The sequence below is a fragment of the Devriesea agamarum genome, from assembly GCF_900070355.1.
Classification (GTDB): Bacteria; Actinomycetota; Actinomycetes; order Actinomycetales; family Dermabacteraceae; genus Devriesea; species Devriesea agamarum.
In genome coordinates this window covers 2067835-2089833 of record NZ_LN849456.1, presented here as the reverse complement: position 1 = coordinate 2089833, position 21999 = coordinate 2067835, and the positions used below count along the sequence as shown (strand labels likewise).

Below are 21999 nucleotides of genomic sequence, written 5' to 3'. Positions count from 1 at the left end.
AACTAAGGTGTCACCTCCGGTGCTGATGCGCCGAGATCGATCACGAGGTCTGCCTCGCGCAGCAGAAACGGATTGTGTCCCGACGCCACCACAATGGATGTTCGAGATACCTTTCGCATCGCGGTAACCAGGCGCGATGCAGTGTGTGGATCCACCGCCGAGGTCACGTCATCCAGCAGCACGAGTCGGGGGTCAGCGACCAACGCCCGGGCGACGGCTAGACGCTGCCGCTGACCTCCAGACAGTTCTCCGCCGCCCTCGCCGAGGTCTAGATCCAGCACATCACGGGCGGCACGGCTCGATAGTTCAGTGTCCAATCCGACCGTATGTAACGCCTCCCGGTAGCGGGCGTCGTCCGCCTGACAATCGCCGGTGGCGCAGCCGAGCGCAAGGTTGTCGCGCACTGTGCCGGTGAGCGCAAGCGGACGCTGTTCGACGACCTGGATACCAGTGGCCTCAGGTCCGCTAGCGGATCGGGCGCGGTGGATCGGCACGCCATCGACCAATACGTGCCCGGCATGTGGCTGTTGGTCACCGGCCAGCACCCGCAAGAGAACCGATTTCCCGCTCGCTACCGGCCCCGTCACCACCACTAAACAGCCCGCTGTGAGGTCGAGATTTATCGGGTCAGCCCCGGGGATCGTAACCAAATCGCAGACCTGTAACTTGATGGGCTCCCCGCCCATCTCGCTCTGGGAGGTGAGCCTGGCTTCAACCCGGGCTCTGGTCCCGGAATTGGCATCATCCCGAATCCTGGCCCGAACCCCACCCCGGGCCTTGGCTGGACTCCCGACCCCGGTACTTGCCACGTCTTCAGGATCCGAGCGGTGATCTGGCGCAGACCGTTCCAGCCTCTCCGACCGAGGGCCAATCACCGCGAGCAATCGGGTCGCACCGACTTTCGCATCCACCCCCTGGGTCCATCGCATCAGCCCGACCTGCACCGCGATACCCACCGTCGCCATCCACCCGGTGAAGGTCACCAAATTGCCAATACTCAGTCGACCCTCTAAGGCTGCGAGAGCTCCCACCAGCACGCCAACCGCCGTGGCGATAGCCGGTACTCCTTCACCGAGTGCTGTCCACCGGGCCAACACCCCGGAAGCGCGCACCGTGCGCTGCGCCAGATCCTCGGAGGCCTCCCGATGCCGATCCAGGATGACGTCCTGCGCTCCGATACCGCGCAAGGGCAAACCGGCACGCACAATCTGGTCCACCACGTTTGCTCGCATCCCGTGGGCCGCCGCCGCATGGCCGCTGGCCCGTTCAAAACGGCGAGGGTATAGCAGTGACAGAGCCACTAGACACGGCACAGTTCCCGCGGCAACCATCAGTAACCATGGGTCGAGCGCGGCAAATCCCGGCACCAACACAAGCACGGTCATGACAATCACAGCCCACGTCGGCAGGCCATGCACCCACACCCGAACCGCATCCACGTCGCGTCCGGCACGCACCACCAGATCCCCGGTGCCCACCGCCTGCGAGGATGCGCCGGAACTCAGCACACTGGTGCGCAGCCGCGTGCGCAGCGCCACTCCTGCCCGCGCATCCGCCCGGTTACCGAAGTATTCCCACACGCACAGTCCGAGGTATTGGGCCACCGCAGCTAGCGCAATCGCACCGCACCACCAGGCGGTGGCAGCTGGGTTACCGGGTTTTACCCCGTCGTCAATGGCCCGACTGAGCAGGAAGGGCGCGGCGAGGAACCCACTCTGACGCAGGAGCGAACCGAGGACCGCCACTGCCAAATCACCCCGGACGCCGAGTGCGACTTCGTACAGCAATCTCCGTACCCGCGCCGCCTGCTGTTTTTGGGGTGGCCAGCGCAAACGCGGACGGGGAACCGTCGGTGCAGGCTCCGCGCTGGCCTGCGCGGTCATGAGACCTCTCCGCGGAGCCGGGGCGTGAGCACCCCTCCGATCCTCTCCCAGGACGACGGGGCGACCAGATCGAAATGATCGGTGTCTAGCGACATCACCTGGAGGTCATCGCCCAGCAAAGCGCCCCAGGCTTCCGGGTCGGGATTTTCGCGGGCCGCGAGCACCAGCAGGGTCGGCACCGAGGTGGTTGGGGAAATCGAACGGGCCATGAGATCTGATGCCCAGGCATGGCTTTTGACGACCAGCTGAGCCGTCTCCTGGTCGGCAAGAGCTGGGATGCTCCGGGCATAGCGAATTGCTTCGCGCAGGTCAGTGTCCTGATTCTCGGTCGACAGCTCGCGATCGTCAGTGTCGTCGTCTCGACCATCGCTATCTAGGCACCCGTTATCCAGGCCTTCGCTGTCCGACCGTTCACCGTCCGTCCCTTCGCCACGGGAACTAGCCTGCCCGCCCGGCCCATACAGCGGAGCGGGGTCCAGCAGAGCCAAGAGCTCAACCCTCTCCCCCGACGCGGTCAGCTGCGCCGCCATCGCATGGGCGACGTTCCCGCCGAAGGAATACCCCAGCATACGGTAGGGTCCATGCGGCTGCACGGCGCGGATCCGCGTGAGGTACTCACTCGCCAAGTCGTCGACAGATTGCGCCGTGCTGGCGCTGCCTGACAGCAACGGAGCTTGCAGGCCGATCACTCCCACCTGGCCGGGCATGATCGTGACCAGCGGAGAGAACTGCCAGGCAAAGCCCCCCGCCGAGTGCACGCAAAAGAGCGGGGGCTGTGCTCCGGGTTCGCGCAGTGTGAGCACGGGGGCAAGCCCCGCACTGTGGGCTGAACTTTCATCGGAACCGGCGGATGCGGGTGCAGCGGATGGAGCGGCGGATGGAGCGGCGGATGTCGCGGCGGATCGGGTCAGATCAGTTTGGGCCGCGCCAGATGTGCCCGTGCCAGATGTGTTCGTGTCAGATGTGCCCGTGCCGGATGGGGCCGCGTCAATGGGGGCGGCGTGCCCACCGGGATGCACAGCGTGAGCCAGAGCTCCGGCACGCGCGGGCGCCGCCAATGCTGCGGCGAGCCCGGCGACTGTCGGATGCACCATCACCGTGCCGACGGGAACCGGCGCCCCCAGCTCCTCGGCGAGGCGCGCTGCCACCCGCATCGCCAGCAGAGAGTGTCCGCCCAGCTCGAAGAAACTGTCGTCCCGACCCACGTTCTCAACACCCAGAATCTCGGAAAATATCCTGGCCACAGTGATTTCTCCCTCGCCTATCGGCGCATCGCCGGAGGCCATCGAGGGCGGTTCGGGTAGGGCCTTGCGGTCGATTTTTCCGTTGGCCGTCAGAGGAATCGCGGCGACCACCGAGAGCAGGCGCGGCACGGCGTATCCCGGCAGAGTCTTGGTCAACCAGGTCCGCACATCCTCTAGCAGGGCCTCGTCCGATATTCCATCGCCCGGCTTTTCCTCATCCGATACCGATACCGGCTCACCCGCCATAGGTAACAGCGCATCCGTGACGTACTCATCGCCGCCAGGTTCATCCGCGATCAGCTCATCCGCCACCGGCACCAGATGCAGGCATAGCGCCTCGGCGCCGGTCGGACTGCGTCGAATCGAAGCCGCTGCCTGCGCCACCCGGGGATGCATGTGTGCCACCGATTCAATCTCCGACAGTTCAATCCGATATCCCCGGATCTTGACTTGGTCATCGCCGCGCCCACGGTATTCGATGCCGCCATCTGCCGTACGGTGCACGACGTCTCCGGTGCGATATAGCCGCTGACCAGGTCCATCGAATGGGTTCGCCACGAATCGGGAGGCCGTCAGGCCGCTTTGACCGACATACCCTCGGGCTATTCCAGCGCCACCGAGGTACAGTTCCCCGGTTCCTCCCGGTGGCACCTCCCGCAGCGACGAATCCAGCACGTATGCCTTGGCATCCAGGATCGGGCGCCCCAGGCACGGGGTGTCACTGGATGAGAGGTCAACCCCGAGCGCATTAATGGTGAACTCGGTGGGCCCGTACAGGTCATAGGCCATCAGATCGGGGTGTTCGCGCAGGAGGGTCCACAGTTTGGCCGGGATTGCTTCCCCACCTAGCAGCACTAGCACGGGCGGACGTTTATCCAACAGGCCTGCACGGATGAGTTCCTGCGCATAGGACGGGGTCACGTTGACCACGTCGATCCCGGTGTGGGCGTAGTGCTCGACCAGCGCGGGCACGTCCAGACGACTGTCCTCATCTACGACGTGCACCTCATGCCCATCGAGCAGCCAGAACAGTTCTTCCCAGGACATGTCGAAGGAGAACGACACCGTGTGCGCAATGCGCAATGGGGAACGTCCAGCGCGGTGGATTGCGGGGTGGAAAATGGCGTCGAGGTGGTTGTCGTACATGGTGACCAACCCGCGGTGAGGAACGGCAACTCCTTTGGGTTGACCGGTGCTGCCGGAGGTGAAAATGGTGTACGCCAGCTGGTCGGGGCGCACCGCGGGGGGTGCGAAATTAACCGAGGGCACCTCTGGCACAGCGGTGACATCGAGCGACCCAAAGCCTTCGATACCGAAACTTCCCGGGGGCACTAGCACCAATTCGGCTCCAGCTCGGCGCGCCATATCTCTCTGGCGTTCCGTAGGCAGGGACAGATCGATCGGAAGGTAGGCGCAGCCTGCCCGGAGCACCGCAAAGATCGCCGCCACGTGTTCCACAGTGCGAGGCAGGGCGAGAGCCACCACCGCTTCCGGCCCCGATACGCGCCGAAGGATGAGGGCGGCAAGTTCGTCAACCCGTTGCGCGAGCTGGGCAAAAGTCCATCTCGCCTGCTCCGATCCACTCAGATCCCGGCCCACCAGTGCTGTTCGATCAGGGGTGCGAGTCGCCGCATCCATCAAAAGGTCGGCGACGGTTCGTGTGCCTCCATCGTCGTGCCGATCCTCTGGCGCAACCCGCGTAGCTTCCTCGTTAACCCGATCTACCAGCGACTTTTCATTATCGACCGCGTTCTGTATGGCGCCGACCGGACGATCTGGTCCGACCAAGGCGCGCAACGTCTCCAGGTAGCGCGTGAGGTAAATAGCCGCCGTCGGGGTCTCCACCACATCGGGGCGATACGCCAATGCAACTTCGAGTTCCGCACCAGGGTTCACCGTCATCGCCAGGGAATAGTGCGTGCCATCGTAGGCGTCAGCTTCGGTAATCCGGTGACGGGCGAACACGGCAGACTGTTCCTGTTCATCCACCGGAAGGTTGCGGAACACGTACAGGGTGTCGAACAAAACCGGGTGTCCCACCGCCTGCTGGACGTATCCGAGGCCAATATGGTGCGCGGGCATAACGCGTCCCTGAGACGCTAGGTGCTCGCGTAACTGCTGGGAAATATCGTGGCCGGGATGGATCTGGACCCGAACCGGCACGGTGTTCATGAGCAGACCGACCATCCGATCCACGCCGTCAATCTCAGCGGGTCGGCCCGACACGGTGGTTCCGAATACGACATCGTCCTGGCCGGTGAGACCTCGCAGCACATGCGCCCAGGCATAGGACAACACCGTGGACAGGGTGACCGAGCTACGCCGTGCCAGCTCGGTCAGCTTGCCGGTCAGGTCGCGATCCAATCGCTGCGAGACAGTGTCAGACAGCACGGGTGGTTTCACCACAGATTCGGGTCGTACCAGGGTCGGCGTATCCAGCCCCGACAGTTCACGCCGCCAAATCTCAAGGGAAGATTCCCGATCTTGCGCCGCCACCCACCGCAGATATTCGGTGTAGTCAGCCGTGGGTGGCAGGTCTGCGTCAGTGACTGTGCCCGAGGAGTGCAACGCCAGGTCGTAGAGCTGGAAAAGATCGTCCAGCAAAATGGTCTGCGCCCAGCCATCGGTGAGGATGTGGTGGTGAACAATACTGATCAGCCAGTGCTCTGGGCCGCGGCGCACCGCGACGATCCGGATCAACGGCGGCTTCGCAAGGTTAAAACCATCTGTAACCTGCTGCTCTGTCAGCTGTTCAAGCCATGCTTCCTGATCGTTGAATGCCATATCGGTCAGGTCGTACTCTGCCACCGGCATGGGCACCGCGGGAATGGTGAACGCGACCGGTGCCTGCATCCCCTCCCCAACAAAACCGGCGCGCAAGCTGGGATGCCGACGCAGCAGCGCGTCTCCCGCACGGCGCAGCGCATCCACGTTGACCTCGGTGCGCAGCGTTAAACGGTGCTGAACCACGTACACATCCAGCGCGTCACCGCCGAGCTGCGTGTGCAGGAAAAGACCTTCCTGAAGAGGTCCGAGCGGACTCACGGTTTCCCGATGGGGAACAACCTGATCGAGCACTCGTGTATCGGTCTCAGACAGCGACACCAGCGACAGCGTCGCGGACTGTCCGGCCACAGTGTCCACGTCGGAGGGATCCTCCGAACCGATCTCGCCGGATACGGTGGCTAGCGCCTTCGGGGTGCGGTGTTCAAAGATGGCGGACAGCGAGAGGCTCAGACCCGACCGCCTGGCCAGCGCCGCGAACTGGATCGCGGAAATACTGTCGAGACCCGCGGCAAACAGGTCTTGGTCCCCGCCGACATCACGGCCCAGCACCGCGCGGGCGATCTCCATCAGGCGAAGCGCCCGCGGATCGGTGGCTACCCCCGCCTCCGCGTGGGGCGTAGATTGCGCCCGCGCGGACAAGCGGGCCTCATGCACCAAACGGAGGGCTTCGCGCTGATCCAGTTTTCCGTTCGCGGTGACCGGAAGGGATGTAACCGGCACTATCGCGGCGGGCCTTTGCGCCTCCGAAAGCGTGCTCGATAAGGCATTATGTACCCGGTCGAGCAGCTGCGTGACCTCGTGTGAGACCGGGGATTGTGACCGCTCTGGCCCACTCAGGCACACCAGAGCTACCAGTGCCGGACCAGCCTGGGGATCGACCAGAACTGCCGCCTGCGCAACCTCGGGCAGAGCGTCGAGTGCGGCCCGGGTCTCTGCCGGTTCCACTCGCATACCCCGGATTTTCACCTGGTCATCGCTGCGTCCGCGATAGATCAGACCATCCGGGGCCAGTTCAACGATGTCCCCAGTCCGGTACAGCCGCATTCCGCTGCCCTGCGGATCGGCGATAAACCTCAGCGCAGTGAGCCCGGGTTGCGCTGTGTATCCCTGGGCGAGCTGGCATCCGCCGAGGTACAGCTCACCCACGCCCCCCACTCCGACGGGGCGCAATGCGCTGTCGAGCACGCGCAGGATCGTGCCGGGAACGGCGGACCCGATCGGGGCTACAGCCCGGCTCACCGATACAGCAGAGCCCGCCCTCTGATCGACCTTCTCAAACCGCTCGACCTCATTCTGACCGGCCTGAGCCCCTATATTCCCTTGGTCTCCTTGGCGATACTGATCCCCCTGGTCTACGCGCGCAATATCCTCGCAGGCGGTCACGTCAATCGCGGCTTCCGCGGGTCCGTAGAGATTGTGCACGGGGCTGGCGGCGACGGAACTGGCCTGCGCGGCGAGCGCCGCGGGCAACTGTTCCCCGGAGCAGATGATTCTGCGCACGCTGTTCCAGGATGGAGCAGGCACCAGGTCCAGATAGGCGCCGAGCATCGACGGTACGAAATGCACCGTGGTGACACCCTCGCGGGCAATCAGCGCATCCAACCTGTCGGGGTCGCTGTGGGCCCCGTCCGGTGCCAGCACCAGCCGCGCCCCGGTGACCAGCGGCAGCACCAGTTCCCAGACGGACACGTCAAAACTCAGCGGGGTTTTGTGCAGGATGACGTCATCCGCCCCGATGCCAAAGCGGTCCCGCATCCACGCCAGACGCACGGTGAGCCCGCGGCGGGTATTCACGCACCCCTTAGGTCTGCCGGTGGTGCCAGAGGTGAACACCAGGTAGGCGGCGTCTTCTTGGCCCTCAACGCTGAATTGGCCCCCACCAATCTGATGACCTACAGCGGCAGCACCTCGGTCTGTGTGGGTGTTCGCTTGATTCACTGAATGGCGCTGGACAGCCAAACGACGCTCGTCTGTCGGGACGCTCGACTGTTGCCCTGTCATCCGCCATACCCGCGAGGTCCCGGGGACAAATCCGAGCTGGCGTGCCACCCATTCTTGCCCGGCGGACACAATGAGGGTGTCAGCCCCTGCATCTTTGAGCATGGCGCGCAGCCGGTCGAGTGGAGTTGTGGGATCCAAGGCGAGAAACGGGCGCTTTGTGCGCAGCGCGGCCAGCACCCCGGCCACCAGCGTGATTTCGCGGGGGGATAAAATCCCCACCACCCCGCGGCCTGGAGCAGCGGATATATCGTCCATCAGGCATTGAGCCTGGGCGTGGAGCTGAGCTGTTGTGATCGCATTGTCGCCCTGCACAACCGCAACGTCATCAGCGTGTCGGTTGAGCACCTGATCGAGCAGATCATCCAGGTTATCTTCGGGCGCGGGTCCACCGTCTAATACCTCGGAGGCATCGGCTGCGGGGAAGGTGATGGCGGCGACCGTGGATGTGGGGGCATCCAGCACAGCGTTGAGAACAGCCTGCAAAACAGTGCTGACGCCGTCGATGCCTCCGGGGACGTCCGTGCGCACGGACAGTTCCAGAACTAGGTCTTCGCCGAGGGTTGCCAGCAGTGAAACTGGGTAGTGGGTGGCGTCGTGCGCCCAGGTTCCGGTAACTCGCACAGCGCCGTCGGTGGATTGCCACTGAGATATATCGCCTGGGTAGTTCTCGACCACCAGCAGTGCATCGAATAGGGTTCCGTGCCCTAGGCGGGTCTGCACCTGTCCGAGATCTGCGGACTGGGCGTCGGCTAGGACGCCGTAGCGTCGGTGGGCCTGGCGCAGGACGTCAGCCCGGGAGTCGCCCGGAGCTGCCGAGATCCGCAGCGGAAGCGTGTTGCCGAGCAGCCCGATAATCCGGTCTGCGCCGGACAGGTCGATGCTGCGCCCCGACACGGTGAGACCAAGGACGACGTCGGATTCGTTGGTAAGTCGGCCCAGTGCTATTCCCCAGCTGGCACTGAGAATCGCCGCTGGAGTGACGCCAAGTTCCCGTGCACATTGGCGTAACTTTCTTCCTATGGGGAGACTGATGCGACGATGCTCCACCGGGCAGTCCAAGGCCACTCCCGCCGCGATCTGTTGCGGGGCAAGTAGCGTCGGACCAGGTAGACCGGCAAGCGTGTCACACACGGCGTCGGTGTGACGGCTTGTGCGTTCAGCGTCATCCTCGGGCATTACGACGTCGAGGTAGTCGAGGTAGGTGGCGGAAGCCTCGGGCGGAATATTCCCGCTCGCGCGATCCAAAATGTCCTGCAGCAGCAGAGGAATCGACCATCCATCGAGCACAAGGTGGTGAGCGGTGAGCAGCAGAACTGAACGCGCGGGGGCAAGTCTCAGCCAGCACGCCCGCAGCAACGGCGGCCGCGCCAGATCGAATCCGCGTTCCCACTGATCGGCTGCGATTCGAGCGACTTCAGAGTGCGATGGCGCCTGCCCACGCGGAGCCGCATTCGCGGCGCTCAGATCCAGCACCGTCAGCGGCACCTGCGCGCTATCGACAATGAATTGGACGGGCCCTTCTTCACCCTCCGGGTAAAAGCCCGCACGCAGATTCTCATGAGCATCCAGGGTGTCCGAAAGGGCCTGCTCAATGGCAGGTTCCAGACCCTCTCCCTCGATTTCCACAGCGCATTGCAGCAGGTAGGAGCTGGTGTGGCCAGACTCCTGCTCCCACAGAGAGTGGAACAGTAACCCGTTTTGCAGCGGGGTCAGCGGCCACACGTCGATCACGGACGGCGTGACCCCCGCTGTCCTCGCTTCGGTCACCGAATTGGCCTGTGCGGATGGTGCGGCGGCGTGGGTGCTCATCGGGGGTCCTCCAAAAGTCGTTCGATGGCGCCGAGGTCGCGCGCGTTCAGACGCGCCCTGGTGCGACGGGTGCGGCGGACAGGTTCTTGGTTCAGGGGTTGGGCGGCGGCGGCGAGGTCCGCGAGGTTTCCTTGGGAGAACACCAACCCGGGGGTGATCACAAATCCGCGTTGCCTCACGAGCGCAACCAGACGGATCGAGGAAATGCTGTCTCCGCCGAGTTCAAAGAACGCATCGTCCACGGAAATATCGGGGCGGCCAAGGGTCTCGGCGACCGCATCCACCACGGCCCGTTCAGCGTCGGTGCGCGGACTGCGCAGCTGCCGGTCCTCGCAGGTCGCCGGGTCTGGCAAGGCGTTGCGCGCAATCTTCCCGTTCAGTGTCAAAGGAATCTCGTCGAGAACACTCACACTGCGGGGAATGTAGGCGGCGGGTAGTTTGTCGGCGAGCGCCTGCCGGATGCCGAGAACATCCAGCTGCACTCCCGGTTCCGGAACCACATAGCCGAGCAACCGGGCACGGCCCGTGTGGTCGGCTCGCACCACACTGGCGGCGCGTCGCACTCCTCGGATCGCACGCAAAGCGGCGTCCACCTCACCCAATTCAATGCGGTGACCATCGACTTTCACCTGGTCGTCGACGCGGCGCAGGAAGCGCAGAGTGCCGTTGCCGTCACGGGTGACCAGGTCACCGGTGCGGTACATCCGTTCACCCGGCTTTCCATACGGGTCCGCGACGAATCGTGAGCAGGTCAGGTCGGGCCGCCCGAGATAACCGTGGGCGAGCTGGGTACCGGACAGATACAGCTCCCCTGGCACACCGTCGGGCACCGGACGCAGCAGGGCATCTAGGACCTCGGCCCGGATTCCGTTAAAGGGGACTCCGATCGGCAAGATCGACGCCGAATCCTTGCCCAGCTGATCGGGCCGGTTCTCAGCGGCGATAACGTTCTGCGCCGTGGCCCACACTGTCGCTTCGGTCGGCCCGTACACATTGCGCACGGACCGGCAGGCTGAGCACAGGGATGCGGCTAGGTCGGCGGGAAGCGCTTCCCCACCGGACAGGGCCATTACCCCCGCGAGGGCATCGGGTTGAGCTTCCAGAAGTGGCCGCCACAGCGACGGCGTGGCCTGGAGAATCGTCGCCCGTTCGGCACGGATCAGGCCCGCCAGCCGGTCAGGATCTCGTACCTCCTCGCGGCCAGCCAAGACCACGGTGGCCCCACTGACGAGCGGCACATAGATTTCCAACGCGGCGATGTCGAAGGACACCGTGGTGACTGACAGCATCCGGTCGCTAGCCTTCAGGTTGAGCGCGGCCACCTCGTGGGCGATAAAGGCCTCCAGCGCATTGCGCGGAATGACCACGCCTTTGGGGCGCCCGGTCGAACCCGATGTGTAGATCACGTATGCGGCGGAATCGTGCGGCGTGGTCGAGTGACGCAGGATTTCTGCGAGTTGCCGTGGATTGGCTGGTGTTGTCGCCAGAGTGTCATATACGGCGGCGAACTGACCGCCAGAATTGCCAACATGGCCGGCACCACTATCGTCGCCATACTCGCTGCCGTACTCGCCGCTACGCTCGATACCCATGTCGCCGCTACGCTCGATACCCATGTCGCCGCTGCGCTCGATACCCATGTCGTCGCTACGCTCGATACCAATGTCGCCGCTGCGGGCCACCACTAGTTCGCGGCGACCTCGACCAGCGCCCCGGGTAGTCTCATCGACGATCACCATGGCGGGATCGGCATCATCCAACATGGTGATGATCCGCTCGTCGGGATAATCAACGTCCAGCGGCACATAAGCCGCTCCAGCAGCGAGCACGCCGAGCAGGGCGACAATCAGCTCTGGCCCGCGACCGGTCGCCACAGCGACCCGATCCTGCGAGGTGACACCCGCCTGAAGCAGAGCATTGCGCAGCGTCACGACTCGACGGGCGAGCTGCGCATACTGGATCCGGTCACCGCCTGCAACCAGCGCGAGAGCTTCCGGCGTCGTCTCAACGCGATGTGCAAACGCGCTCAGCAGCGACAGGGCCTCGGCGTGCACACCCGAATCCACAGCCTGACGCTCTCGCTCCCGAGGCAATCGGGCATCGAACGCGCTAAGCGGCACGTGCGGGGTCATGGTGGCCTGGTCAAGCCATTGCATGAGGCGATCAGCCAGCTCAACTGCCGTCGATGAATCGAACAGGTCTGCCGAGGCGACGAGCGCAAGTCTTGCCGAGGTGTCTGAAGCCTGAGCACCCTCAGCGACACCACCCCGGTCAGAAGCATCCCGGTCGAAAGCAGGCCGGTATCGAACGGCCAGGTCGAACCGAGCCGCATCGACCACACCTTCCCGCTCTTTCGCGGTGATGTCACCGAAACTCAGGTGCGCATCCACCGGCGCTTCAATCGCCACCATGGTCTGGAACAGCGGATGGCGAGAGAGGGCACGGGGCGGGGTGAGAGCATCAACAATCGCGTCGAAGGGTACCTGCGCGTCGGCGAGCGCATCCAGCACCGCATCCCGTGTGCGCTGCACGAGCTCGGCGAAACACACTGTCGGGTCGCTGAGGTTCAACCGGATCGGAAGCGTGTTCACGAGGTAACCGACCGTACGCGCAGCTCGCTCATCCGTGCGGGTGGAAACCGGGGATCCGAGCACCACATCCTCACCGGCACCCAGCGCCTGGAGCAGCGTGGCTACCGCCGTTTGCAACACCATGAGCGGGGTGACGCCCCGATCTGCCGCAAGCTGGTTCACGCGTCGGGACAGGTCATCGGGCACGGTGAGGTTCACGGTCTGCGCCCGGTATCCGGGTCGATCCGGGCGCGGATGATCCGTGGGTAGCTCCAGTTCTACCGGGATACCTGCCAGGCGTTGCCTCCACCGGTCCAATGCCTCCGGATCACCGCCCGCTTCCTGGGAAGAAACAGTCGGTGATATAGCCTCCGCGAACGACACAGCAGGTTTCGGTTCCTTACCGTTTAATACCGCAGAAAGATCCTCCAATATGACCTGGATGGACGTTTCGTCGACCGCGATGTGATGGGCAGCAAGCACGAGCACCTGCCGAGCACCACAGGTCAGCAGGGTCAGCCGGACGGGCGGCGCATCGAAGAGGTCGAAGGTGCGTGCCTCCTCCTGGGCGATGCGCTGTTCGAGGAGGTCAAGGCCGCACCGTGCCCGTTCCCCAGAATCGACTGATCCGACGACGCCACGGTCGCCAATCCCAGGCATCCCGGGGTCATTGACCGCCGGCATCCTAATCTCCTCGACCGCGAATGAGGGTGGCGGATCGGAGAGAACTTGCGCGCCGAAATCACCGTCGAGTCGGCGATACACGGTGCGCAATACGGGGTGATGCCTGACCACCTTCTCCCAGGCCGATGCAAGACGCTGAGGGGCGACCGGCCCGGACAGTTCGAGTGAGACCGGCACCGTATAGGTGGAGTTTGCTCCCTCAACTTCAGCGAGGAACAGTAATCGGCGTTGAGCCCGAGAAATCGGTACAAACCCCGAGGTCACCCCCCGGTCGGTGTCCTTCATCAGCTTTGACGGCGCCCCTGATTCAGACATCATCGTGGCGATGCGTCGTAAGGTGCGCTGCCCGAAAATATCCGCCACCCCAAGGCTCCAGCCGGCACCGCGCAGGGCTCCGATCACGCGCAGCGCCGTCAGAGAATGCCCACCCAGCTGGAAGAAATCGTCACTGACCGATACCTGCGCACCGAGCGTTTCAGAAACCGCTGCGACCAGAGCTTTTTCCTCCGGCGTCGACGGCGGCACCAGCACCCGGGTATCGCCTCGACCGCGCTGTGCAGCCAAGTCTCGCAGCGCAGATTTATTCACTTTGCCACTGGTGGTCAGCGGCAATTGGTCGAGCACCAGCACCTGCGAGGGCACCATATAGTGCGGAAGCGAGGATGCCAGAGCCTCCTTCACCGCGTCGGGGTCAAGGTTTCCATTCGCTTTATTACTGCGAGTTACCGCAGCGAGGAGCCGTCCCGCTACTGAGCCCGGAACGTCAGCAAACGCCGCCGCCTGTTCAACCTCGGGCAGAACACGTAGAGCCGTCTCCACCTCGCCCGGTTCAATTCGATAGCCAGAAATCTTCAGCTGGTCATCCACCCGGCCCAGATATTCAACATGGCCGTCCTCAGCGACTCGCACCAGGTCACCGGTGCGATAGCGCCGCACTCCGTCAGCAGCCGCCACGAAGCTCGCAGCGGTCAAACCGGGCCGACCCGCATAACCGCGTGCAAGCTGGCCTCCGCTGATATACAGCTCGCCCACCGCACCGCGCGGCACCGGACGCAGCCACGGGTCGAGAACCGTGGCGTTAATCCCCGCGACCGGGGTTCCAATCAGCGGAGTCGGAGCATCGTGGACGAGCTGGCCAAGCGCATCGACGGTGGTCTCGGTCGGACCGTACAGATTCAATGCCCGGGTCCGATCAGCCCGGTCACGCAAAGCACTCCACAACCTCGGAGTCACCGCCTCCCCGCCGAGAAACACCTCAGGCAGAGGGTCGTCCCCGTCGAACAGCCCCACCGCCAGAAGCTGCTCGGCGAGCACCGGGGCCACATCGATCACGTCGGCCCCGCGCGCTCGAGCCGCAAACAGGGCAGGATCGCGGCGTTCATCTTCGTCCAACACCAGCAGTTCATGCCCGGCAAACATCCAATGCAGCTGGATAAACGAGGTGTCGAATGAGAACGATGCGCTGTGCACCGCAATAATCCGTCTGCGCCCGCGCTGCGCGGTGATCCGCTCCACCAGTTCGGCGTGGCGTCCGGTGCGCAGTCCTTCAAAATGGGTGTCCAGCGCATCGCGTGTAATCACCACAGCTTTGGGACGCCCCGTCGATCCCGACGTGTAGATGAGATATGCCGCCGATTGCCCCGGGACCGCGCGTGGGGTGAGCGGGCAGGGGGTCAGCGCCTCCGGATCAGTCGGGTCGATCACCGGAATGTTGGCTTGATGAGCACGACGGGCCACGTCGCTGCCGGCGGGAGCCATCACGAGGCTAGCGCCGCTGTCGGCAATCAAATCCATGACCCGGTCAGCTGGCAGCGAGGGGTCCATGGGCACAAAGGCAGCCCCGTACGCGAGGCATGCCGTGATTGCAGCGACAATCTCAATGCCGCGGGGAAGGGCTAACGCCACCACAACCTCATGGGCATCATGGAGCGCAGCCCTGCGCTCACTCACACCATGAGGGACAGTCCGCGCCCCCATGCCGGTGGCGGGATCGATCGCGGCAAGATCCGTCGCGGCAGAATCAGTGGTAGCGGGACCAGTGGTAGCGGGATCAATCGCGGCGGGATCAGTGACAACAAAATCCATCGCGGACGCGAGAACGCCGCTGATCGCACGCTGAATACCACCCGCCAAGCGGATTAAGTCACGGGTGCCGACCGCGCGATCTTGATAGCGCACGGCAATAGCGTCCGGGTCGGCCTCAGCAGCCCGCACAAGACTGCGCACCACCGCGCAGGTTCCGTTGCCATCATCCGGAGTCTGGTCCGGGGTCGGGCCAACCAGAACCTCAACCACAGGAGGAGCCCCGTTAGAACCGGCGGGCACAGTGAGCGGCGTGTGGCGCAGGTTCCTGCCCAGCGCGCTGAGCACCGCAGCCAGTTCATCTGCCAATGCCCGAGCCGTAGTGGGCGATATCCGAGCCCGGTCGTAGTCCAGGTCAATGCGCACGGTCTCGGATCGTTCGTCACGACCGGTCGGCACGCCCGCCATATCAGGGAGCAGCGTGATACCGACCGCGTAATGCGTTGCGCCCGCCGCTTCGATCCCGGCGATTCGCACACCACCCGCGATGTCATCAGTTCCCGCTGGATAGTTCTCGACCACGACCAGGGTGTCGAAAAGCGATCCCACCCCGGCGGTGGACTCAATCTCTGCGAGCGGTAGCGACTCCACCTCGTGCAGCTCAGCGCGCTGTTTCTGGAAGCGGCGCAGCTGATCCTCAAACGGTTCGTCGGGGCGCATTCGGTACCGCGCGGGAACCGTGGCAGACAGCAGCCCAATCGCCTCGGTGATGCCCTCCACCGCTGCGCTGCGCCCGGACGTGGTCACGCCGACCACCACGTCGGTACGCCCGAGAGCGCGACCCACGACATGCGCCCACGCTCCGGTCAGCACGGTTGACATGGTCAGCCCAGCGGTGCGGGCAGTCGTGGCCAGCGCCGCACCATCGTCGGCGGCAAGCGGAACAGCAATCGTTTCGGTGATGACGGGTGCCATATGGTTCTTCGGGTTCTGATCACCGCCAAGCACAGTTCCACCGGACACGTCATCGAGATACTCGGCCCATACACGCCGAGCATCCTGGTCATCGCGATGCTGCTGGGCCGTGAGTGCACGCCGCAGGCAGAGCCATCCCTCGCTCCCGCCCGGCGCATGACTCGCACCCGCCGCCTGACTCACACCCAGCGCCTGACTCGCACCCGGGGCCGTGCGGATCATCGTCCCCGGCGCTGTACGGGTTTCGGCGAGGATTTGGTCGATCAGCAGCGGCGTGGACCACCCATCCATCAGCAGGTGATGGGCGGCCAACACCAGGGTTGCCGTATGCCTGCCGGTGCGCACAATATGTGCGCGCAGCAGCGGCGGCCTCGACACGTCAACCCGGCGAGCGAGTTCCGACTGGGTTAGCTGCGCGATGAACTGGTCGGGGACGCGGCCAGTGTCCGGGAGGCGGTCGATGTCGGAATCGCTGCACTGCCTATCCGCGGTGTTTTGATCGGCACACTCCATATCGGCGCCAGCGTTGAGGCCGTGCACGCTCACCTGCGCCGTGGGGTCCCGGGGAATCAACTGCACGGGACCCTCCGCTGCACCGACCACAAATGCAGCGCCAAGCTGGGGATTGTTCGTGACCGCGACGCGGACCGCTTGGGCGATGAGCTCGGGGTCAATCGGTTCCCGACGGCCCGTACGGTCCGGGGCCATCTCCAGGTGGACGGTGGTGGTCGTGAGGTAGACGTCCTGGTCACCGTCTTTGAGCGCGTGGAAGAGCAGACCTTCTTGCATCGGTGAAAGCGGCGCGATGTCTAGGAGCGGACCGTACTCGCGTTCGCAGCGGCGCACCGTCGTGAGGTCGAGACCCGTTGCGGCTGCCTCCTCGGGTATGAGGGTGGGTGGCGTTCCCGCGGGGTTTTCGGCGATGCGATCCGCGAGGGAGGTGAGCGCACTCAGTGCCCGTTCCCAGGTGGCAATGATCCGGTCCGCTTCGACGGCGAGCTCCGGGGCAAAGCTCCATTCGACGTCCAGACCGGCATCCTCCGGCCGCACGAACACGGCCACTTCCAGGGAATGGGCGATCTGAAGGTCAGGGGGAAAATGCACCTCAAAGGGGCGCTCACCGGCTAGGCGCACGGACGTGTGGTCTCCGTGGGGTTCTTCGGAAAAGCGTCCTAGATAGTTCAGCAGCACACTGGGGCGCGCTCGCATCGGGGTTCCGCTCTCATCGCGAACGCGGTCAGCGCCCAGACCATCGCGCGGGGTACTTGCCAGAGCGTGGCGGGCAGCTCGGATAGCCTCGGCAAGTTGCTGTGGATTGGTGGCGTCGGCGGATGCGAGTGTGCCAGTCGCGGTGCCGTTAGAGGATTCTTCGCCCAGACCGAGGTCAATTGCGATCGGGAACTCAGCCGTGAACCACCCGAGGCCGTGTGCCATCTCGTCACCGGGCACCAAAGGATCTCGACCGTGAGTTTCCCAATCCAACAGGAAGTTACCGTTAGTTACGCCGCTCCATTCCCGCAAGGTTGCGGTTAAAGCACCGGCCAGCACGGTATCTGGCCGTGCGTGTAAATAGGCCGGGAGGGTGCGCAGAACTGCTTCGGCAACCTTCGAGTCCGCGCCGTGCACAATCCGCGTCACCCGATGACAGGGCGTGGCCGCAGGTGGCTGCGGGAACAGTGCACAGGGACTCTGGGCTATGCGGCGCCAATGGTGTTCTTCGTCCGGCTCCAGGGAGAGGATATCCAGCGCTAATGCTCGTCGACGCCACTCGGCATCCACGGCACGACCGGCAAGATTGGCATCGACTCCCGCGAAGGAGGTATCCGATCCAGCAGATTTGACGTCGGATCCGACCGGATTGAGATCAGCTCCGACGGACTCATGTCCCCCTGCGGCACCCCTGTGCCCCGTGTCCACCAGCTCCGAAAGCTCACGGATCAAAAGACGCCACGACACCCCATCAATCACCAGGTGGTGCGCAACCAGCACGATCTCCACCCGGCAGCCATCGCCATCCATACCAGCCTGGCCCGAGCCGGGCGCATCGACACCCGCCTGAGTAGCGCCCTTCGGACCACCCCGATGCACGCCGCCCAGATCACATCCGCGCGTGCCCTCCGAATCGTCCCGGCACAGACCCACCGCGAGCATCTGGCCCGAGGCCGGATCGAGGTCTTCCACTAGTTGGGTCCGCAATATGTCCAGGTCATTCCCTGTGCGGACGGTAAACGGGCACGCCGGCACAGCTGTCACGGCAGCCCCCGCCGCCACAGCAGTGGCGGTACCGCCCGCCGACTCGCCGATCACGGCGTCATGGACCGGCTTAATGGTCGCGCCGGCAGCCGCCTCTGGGATGACGAGGTCCCACCCGTCAGGCCCCTCGGTCACTGTCATCTGCAAAATGGGGTGCCGTCGGGAGAGCTCACACAGAGCCTCGCGCAGCCGATCCTGGTCGAGGTCAGACACGGTGAGCACCACGCTGTGTGCGTAGCCCGCCACCGCACTCAGGCTCGGGGATAATCTCTCGAGCTCTCGCACCACCGGAGTAGCCGGAACGGGCCCCGTCGCCGACACCCTAGAGGTGGATTGCCCATCGGACGCCGGTGAGGCGGCGTTCAATTCCTGAAGCAGCTGCGCCACACCACGGGCTGTGCGGGCCGCAAACAGATCCCGCGGACGAGCGACCCATCCTCTGCGGCGCAGAGCAGAGACGATGCTAATCGCGGCAATGCTGTCGGCACCGAGCGTCACAATGTCGACATCAACCGGCACGAATTCGCTGCCCAACACGTCCCCGATGGCCGCACACACGGCTCGTTCACGGTCGGTCTGGGGAGCCTGGCCCGAAGCAATCGGCAGATCAGGCTCAGCAAGAGCAGCGGTATCGAGTTTCCCGTGGGCGGTCAGCGGAAACTCATCGAGGATCCCCAGGGCATGAGGCACCAGATGGTCTGGCACAGTACCGCGTACCCGATCCAGCAGCTCAGATGCATCCAGGTGGGCCCCATCGTCGGGGATTACAAATCCGAGCAGCCGGGTCGCGCCGCCGGTGGTGCGCACCACCGCTACTGCCTGCGCCACCCCGTCGAGTGAGATGAGGGCCTGGCGCACCTCCCCTAGCTCAACCCGATGTCCGCGGATTTTCACCTGGTCATCGCTGCGACCTAGGTAGGACACCGTCCCGTCATCCTCAATCCGCACAATGTCACCCGTGCGGTAGAGCCGCCCGCCACCGCCGCGGGGGTCGGCGATAAACCGGGAGGCCGTGAGGTCAGGTCGGCCCTGGTAGCCGCGCGCTAGATGCGGGCCGCTCAGATATAGCTCTCCGGCTACACCGACGGGGACCGGGTGCAGAGCCCGGTCGAGCACCAGTGCATCGGTGCCAGCGAGCGCCCGGCCAATCGTGGGCCGTTCCCCCGCCACCGGGGCTTCCAGCGCATCGACGGTTGCTTCGGTTGGGCCGTAATAGTTGTGGCTGCGCAGATCCGAGTTGGCAAGTTTTTGCCACAGATCTGCGGGAGCGGCTTCACCGCCGATCAGGAACAGTTCTGGCCGGTGAACGGTCTCTAACAGGCCGGCTTCGACTAGGCCGGTGGCAAATGATGGGGTCACATCGAGGGTGTCGAGGCGCAGCTCGTCGATGGCTTCGACCACGGCGCGGGCGTCACGCCGATCATCTTCGTCAAAGATCACCAGCTCATGCCCGAGCAGCAGCCATAAAAGCTGTTCCCACGACGAGTCGAAAGAGAACGATGCGGTGTGGGCTGCCCGTAGCCTGCGTCCGGCCCGCTCAGCTGTCGGGCCGAACAGGGTGGCTGCATGGTGGGCCAGGAAAAAGGCCAGGGATCCTCGTGAGACTCCCACGCCCTTGGGGGCGCCCGTGGAACCGGAGGTGTAGATCAGGTATGCGAGGGAGGCCGGGTGGTAGGTGCCGGGCAGCTGGTGCTGGTCTCCGACGGCCTCTTCAGACCGGGTAGCCGATCCGTGCACATCGTCCAGGTCACGTCCGCCCCGCCCAGGCTCACCGTCGATCAGAAAAGCCCGTGGATGCTGCGCAACCCAGGTATCCCCGCTGGCTAGCACCAGCACCGGGTCACAATCATCCAGCAGGTAGGTGATCCGTTCCGGCGGATATCCCAAGTCCACCGGGGTCAATGCGGCGCCTGTTTCCAGCACCGCAAGGATGGCGACCACCAGGTCGATGCCGCGGGGTAGCGCAATTGCAACCACCCGTTCCGGGCCCGCTCCTTCGTGTGCCAAACGCTCCGCAAGGAGGCGCACGCGGGCGTGCAGGTCGGCGAAGGTCAGGTTGTCATGTCCGCTGCGCACGGCGACGTCATCGGGGTAGCGTCGGGCTGCGGCGGCGAGCGCATGAGAGACATCGACCAGCGCAAAACCGCTCTCGGGCAGCGGCTCAGAGGCGTCCGCGCCTGTGTCTCCCACCGGCAGAGCCGGGATTCGTCCCAGCGGCAGATCAGGATGTTCCAGCGCCTGCTGCACAAATCCACGGTAACGTGCAGCAATTTCGGTGAGTTCATGGTGGGTGTAGGCGTCTGGATTGGCCTCGAGGCGCAGAGTCAGACCGTCCGGACCAGCGGCAATGGAAAGATCCAGGTCATCCACCGGACCTGCGGTTTCGGTGCGCATCCTCCCCTGGGCAACGCCAAAGTCCAAGGTCGGGGTGTATGGCTTGAGGTTTACTCCCGGTCCGCGCAGAAGAGTGGGCACTTTGAGGTCGGCGGCGAGTTGTTCTCCGCGCAGATGCTGGACGCGCCGCAGACTCGATAGGTCCTTGCCGACATCTCGGGCGAGCTCTTTGATCGTGTGCTGCGGATCGATTCGCACCGGGAGCGGCAGCACCGTCACAGACATCGACGGGGTAAGCGCCGCCAGCCGGGTTCCACGCGCGCTGAAGGGGATGCCGAGCACCACCGCGTCGGTTCCTGCGGCCCGGGCAGCGAAGGCAGCGTACAGCGCGGTGTGAATGTCAGCCCAGGTGAGGCTGCGTTCGCGTGTAGTAATCCGGGTCATGGCTTTGGTGGCGTCGGGGTCGAGCACCACATCGATTCCGATGGCACGGCGCACTGCCGGGACGCTACGGCCGGAGACGGTGGGCACCTGTCCGTCGACACAAAGCGATGCCACTGCCCGATCCAGCACCGGTTCGATGACCGATGAGTCGGCGGTCCTGGCCGCCTCAATGTCGGCGTTGATTAAGGTCTCAAGGGATCCGAATCCGGGCTGCCAGTCGCCCATGGGTACGTCGTCCACAGTGCGCGCCGATCCGGTTTCTGCACCGGTCGGAACGGACCTTGCCGCGCCCTGCACCGCGTCCATCGCCGCCAATTCGCGGTAACGTTCGGCAACTTTCTGGGCAACTAGCGATAACCCGTACCCATCGGCCATCACATGGTGGCAGCGCATCAACCACACCACGTGCCCCGCACTCAGCCGCACCACCAGGTGCCCAACCAGCTCCTGGGCCGACAAACCGCCCGCGCCCCGCGCAAGCTCCGCTTCAATCAACTGCTGCGCAGCCGCCTGGGGATCAGCCTGCGCAGACACGTCATAGATGCGCACCCGCGCCTGCACCGGCCCAGCCATACGGAACGGCTCACCCGTCACCTCATCACACCGGACACGGGTTCCGAACGCTTCTGTGCCCGCCGACGTCTGTTCAATCGCCCGTGCCAACAGAGTGGTCGAGACCGTCCCACGAATATCGATCCGGTCAGCCACCACGAACACATCGGAATCCGGGTCCAGCAGCTGGGCATCGACGATGCTGCGCTGAGCCGGACTCAACGCCAAAACCTCTTCCGACACTGCATCCGATCCGACCAACGCGGCATCACATGAATGCACGGCAGATTCTGGCCGTCGGTCCGGGTTCGGACGGGAATCGGCGTATGGGGAAGGAACAGTACTGGTCACGAAGAAAACATCCTGGTGGTGAGGGGGGAAGGAACAGGTGGTCTCGTCACAGACGCGGACGCAAAGTCAGCTCGGATTAATCGTCGCGAC

3 protein-coding genes are annotated in these 21999 nt (G+C 64.5%); all 3 read right to left on the bottom strand.

Annotation, left to right across the window (positions count from 1 at the left end):
- Positions 1-2 precede the first annotated feature (2 nt).
- The 3 genes from BN1724_RS08910 to BN1724_RS08900 are packed head-to-tail and all read right to left on the bottom strand — an operon-like array spanning position 3 to position 21909.
- On the bottom strand, positions 3-1883 hold the full coding sequence (locus BN1724_RS08910; RefSeq protein ID WP_058235071.1) for an ATP-binding cassette domain-containing protein: 1881 nt from the start codon (positions 1881-1883) through the stop codon (positions 3-5).
- Positions 1880-9724: a non-ribosomal peptide synthetase gene (locus BN1724_RS08905; protein ID WP_058235070.1), complete on the bottom strand. Its 7845-nt coding sequence runs from the start codon at positions 9722-9724 to the stop codon at positions 1880-1882. Before BN1724_RS08905 ends, BN1724_RS08910 begins: the two co-directional genes overlap by 4 nt.
- Positions 9721-21909 (bottom strand): non-ribosomal peptide synthetase, encoded by a 12189-nt coding sequence (locus BN1724_RS08900; protein WP_058235069.1) that lies wholly within the window; start codon positions 21907-21909, stop codon positions 9721-9723. The genes BN1724_RS08905 and BN1724_RS08900 overlap by 4 nt, the downstream gene beginning before the upstream one ends.
- Between the last annotated feature and the right edge of the window lie 90 nt (positions 21910-21999).